Here is a 1,283-nt window from a genome sequence, read left to right as displayed (position 1 = left end):
GGGCTGAGGGATCCCCACTTTATCCAGCGGCCTCTTTTTGATAATTAGAAATAAAGTTTTTTAAACTTTTTTCTATATAGCTTTGTGTAATACGTCTCTTACATAGCTTTATGACTTGCTTGGCTAAGGTTAAAAATGAAAGAACTCGGCGATTCTTAACACTATTTGCTTGAAATTTTATATGCCACTTCCTTTTTTCTGCTTCACACCCTATAAACCATAACGCAGTGCTCGCTATTGTGGCTATCAAGCATAATATTCCTATTCTATTTATGCCGGTGCTTTTACTAAAACGCCACGAAAAACCATATCTCAAACTTTTGTCATCGCGGAAATTTTGCTCTATTTGCATTCTTTTACTATATAAACCAACTACTCGCTTACTCGTCATTGTATTGTCTGATGTCGCGAGTAACCATGGCTCTTTCGCTAAGTTTTGATACATTTTTGTATCTTTCGTAAATCTGCTTTTTCCTTTTCTTCCTTTATTTTTTCCATGATATACGTGTAAAAATGCATCGCATGCTGTCGGGCTGGACTGAGTTAGTCGTGCTTGACCTAACGCCTTTGGTATATCGCTGGCACCAGCCCTAAGTTGTTTTAATGTATGCCATTGTGATTGCATGGCTAGTTTACACTTCATTGAGCCTCTTAATCGACCTATCATATGCCAACCAAGTTCGCGTACTTTACTATACCAAGGCGTAAGAAAGCCGCCGTCTGTTACAATATAGACACTAGGATGTCGTCCAAGCACTTCATAAAGTTCATCTAAAAACAGGCTGTTGGTTGCTGGGCTATCAAAATTCTTCTGCTCAACAATCATGTTATAAATCACGATAGAGCGCCCATCCACAAGTAAGCTTGCTCGCAGTAAGTAATAGTCGTGACCACAGGCACCGCTCCAGTCAACGGCAATTGCAAGCATTGGTAAAGAGTCGATAATAGGATGAGCTAATGCTTTATAGATAGCGACCCTTTCATTGTAGAGGTGAGTATTTTTTAAGAAGCGATCAACGCGTTTTATTTTATGTTTTACATCCACAGCGCCAGACAAATTTCTGCCGATTTCAGTTAAGGTAAGTTTATTGCCCGAAATTAATGCATTACTGCAGCTTAGTAATGTTTTTACTCTGGCATTATTGAATGGCGCTAATGCATGTTTAAAGTACTTATGGCAAACTGATGTGTCAGGCATAGCAGTTGTGACTTATGTGGGTTGTGGTGATTTACATAAGATCATAAATTGCTGTGCCTGTCACGTTTTGGGGATTCGTCAGCCC

At 39.4% G+C, this 1,283-nt stretch carries 1 protein-coding gene; it reads right to left on the bottom strand.

The window, feature by feature from the left end; genetic code table 11:
- Positions 1-19: 19 nt before the first annotated feature.
- Entirely contained in the window at positions 20-1,198 is a 1,179-nt protein-coding gene (locus tag ACJJVZ_RS00035) for an IS4 family transposase (RefSeq protein WP_405596959.1), read from the bottom strand.
- Positions 1,199-1,283 lie beyond the last annotated feature (85 nt).

This window comes from Pseudoalteromonas sp. Ld19, assembly GCF_045064135.1.
In the GTDB taxonomy this organism is placed as follows: domain Bacteria; phylum Pseudomonadota; class Gammaproteobacteria; order Enterobacterales; family Alteromonadaceae; genus Pseudoalteromonas; species Pseudoalteromonas aliena.
Note: the sequence above shows the minus strand (reverse complement) of the source record. Positions and strands in the feature narration are given on the sequence as shown.

Excerpts from the sequence above, each read along its gene's own strand:
- ACJJVZ_RS00035 (WP_405596959.1), bottom strand. The coding sequence starts at position 1,198 with ATGCCTGACACATCAGTTTGCCATAAGTACTTTAAACATGCATTAGCG.